General features: G+C 46.9%; 1 rRNA gene. It reads right to left on the bottom strand.

The annotated features are described in order from the left end of the window. Positions 1–52 precede the first annotated feature (52 nt). Positions 53–2,849: ribosomal RNA gene (locus A8B35_RS02480) — 23S ribosomal RNA — on the bottom strand. Positions 2,850–2,920: the final 71 nt, after the last annotated feature.

The raw sequence follows: 2,920 nt of genomic DNA, 5'->3' as shown, positions 1-2,920 counted from the left end.
TTAAAATATAACATACTAGCTCAACCAAAATCATACTCTAATTCTAATACTTAACTAAAAGTTTCGGGTAATTAGTACCACTCGGCTTTGACATTACTGTCTTTACACCTATGGCCTATCAACGTCGTAGTCTCCAACGTCCCTTAAAGGATATCTCATCTTGAAGCAGGCTTCGTGCTTAGATGCTTTCAGCACTTATCCCTTCCAAACTTAGCTACCCAGCTATGCTCCTGGCGGAACAACTGGTACACCAGAGGTTTGTCCATCACGGTCCTCTCGTACTAATGACAGGTCTTCTCAAATATCCTACGCCCACAACAGATAGGGACCGAACTGTCTCACGACGTTCTGAACCCAGCTCGCGTGCCACTTTAATGGGCGAACAGCCCAACCCTTGGGACCTTCTCCAGCCCCAGGATGTGACGAGCCGACATCGAGGTGCCAAACCGCTCCGTCGATATGAGCTCTTGGGAGCGATCAGCCTGTTATCCCCGGAGTACCTTTTATCCTTTGAGCGATGGCCCTTCCATGCGGAACCACCGGATCACTATGTCCTACTTTCGTACCTGATCGACTTGTCGGTCTCACAGTCAAGCTTCCTTATGCCATTGCACTCTACGAACGGTTACCAATCGTTCTGAGGAAACCTTTGAAAGCCTCCGTTACTCTTTTGGAGGCGACCACCCCAGTCAAACTACCCACCAAACAATGTCCAGATTAATCTGTTAGGCCACAGATAAGCAAAGGGTCGTATTTCAAGGGCGACTAACATACGCCTGGCGACGCATGATCGATGTCTCCGACCTATCCTACACATTACTTACCCACAACCAATGTTAAGTTGCAGTAAAGGTTCACGGGGTCTTTCCGTCCCGTTGCGGGTAATCGGCATCTTCACCGATACTACAATTTCACCGAGCTCATGGTTGAGACAGTGCGCACATCGTTACACCATTCGTGCAGGTCGGAACTTACCCGACAAGGAATTTCGCTACCTTAGGACCGTTATAGTTACGGCCGCCGTTTACTGGGGCTTCAATTCAAAGCTTCACCGAAGTTAACCTCTCCTCTTAACCTTCCAGCACCGGGCAGGTGTCAGGCCTTATACGTCTTCTTTCGAATTTGCAAAGCCATGTGTTTTTGATAAACAGTCGCATGCGCTATTTCTCTGCGGCCAATATTGCTATTGGCGCCCCTTTTCCCGAAGTTACGGGGCTAATTTGCCGAGTTCCTTAACCATGAATCACTCGAGCGCCTTAGTATACTCAACCCAACTACGTGTGTCCGTTTACGGTACGAGCCGCTATACTTGCTTTTCTTGGAACCTGATGCTTTACTTCGCTTCGCCCGAAGGCTAGGCTCAACGTACTATTCCGTCAGTACGTAGCAATCTCTCAAATCCGTCACTTTCATTGTATAGCAGGTACAGGAATATTAACCTGTTTTCCATCCACTACCCCTTTCGGGTTCGCGTTAGGTCCCGACTAACCCTGATCCGATTAGCGTTGATCAGGAAACCTGAGTTTTTCGGCGTGCGGGTTTCTCACCCGCATTATCGTTACTTATGCCTACATTTGCTTTTCTAAATACTCCACGAGACATCGCCATCTCGCTTCAGCGCAATTTAGAATGCTCCCCTACCACTTGTACTTAGTACAAATCCATAGCTTCGGTAATATACTTATGCCCGATTATTATCCATGCTCGATCGCTCGACTAGTGAGCTGTTACGCACTCTTTAAATGAATGGCTGCTTCCAAGCCAACATCCTAGCTGTCTATGCAATCAAACCGCGTTTGTTCAACTTAGTATATATTTGGGGACCTTAGCCGATGGTCTGGGTTCTTTCCCTCTCGGACATGGACCTTAGCACCCATGCCCTCACTCCTATTCATCATCTTACAGCATTCGGAGTTTATCAGGAGTTGATAGGCGGTGAAGCCCTCTCGTCCAATCAGTAGCTCTACCTCTGCAAGATTAAAATAAGGCTGCACCTAAATGCATTTCGGGGAGTACGAGCTATTTCCAGGTTTGATTGGCCTTTCACCCCTACCCACAGTTCATCCGAAGACTTTTCAACGTCTGGCGGTTCGGTCCTCCACTGTGTGTTACCACAGCTTCAACCTGACCATGGGTAGATCACCTGGTTTCGCGTCTAGCGCAGCTAACTTTGTCGCCCTATTCAGACTCGCTTTCGCTTCGGCTCCGTTCCTTAAGAACTTAACCTCGCTAACTACGACTAACTCGTAGGCTCATTATGCAAAAGGCACGCCGTCACTGAATAAATCAGCTCCGACCGCTTGTAAGCGCACGGTTTCAGGTACTATTTCACTCTCCTATTCGGAGTACTTTTCACCTTTCCCTCACGGTACTGGTTCACTATCGGTCTTTGAGGAGTATTTAGCCTTACCGGATGGGCCCGGCAGATTCAGACAGGATTTCACGTGTCCCGCCCTACTCAGGATACTGCTAGATTCTTAAACTTACTTGTACGAGACTTTCACTCTCTATGGTTACTCTTTCCAAAGTATTCCAATTCATTTAATTACTCATATTGCAGTCCTACAACCCCATAATTGCCTAAACAAATGGTTTGGGCTGTTCCCAGTTCGCTCGCCACTACTACGGGAATCATTATTATTTTCTTTTCCTACAGGTACTTAGATGTTTCAGTTCCCTGCGTTAGCTCACCCGAAGGTGTGTTATGTCTTCAACATAACGGGTTGCCCCATTCAGAAATCCACGGATTAACAGATATTTGCTCCTCCCCGTGGCTTATCGCAGCTTATCACGTCTTTCTTCGCCTCTCAAAGCCTAGGCATTCACCATGCGCCCTTACTTACTTTCTTGTTAATTAGTATTTAATACTTAGTACTAAAACTAACTTATGATTTTGATTGTTTTGCCAATATGTCAATGT

This window comes from Saccharicrinis aurantiacus (genome assembly GCF_001660705.2).
GTDB lineage: Bacteria > Bacteroidota > Bacteroidia > Bacteroidales > Marinilabiliaceae > Saccharicrinis > Saccharicrinis aurantiacus.
This window is presented reverse-complemented; position numbering and strand designations above follow the sequence as displayed.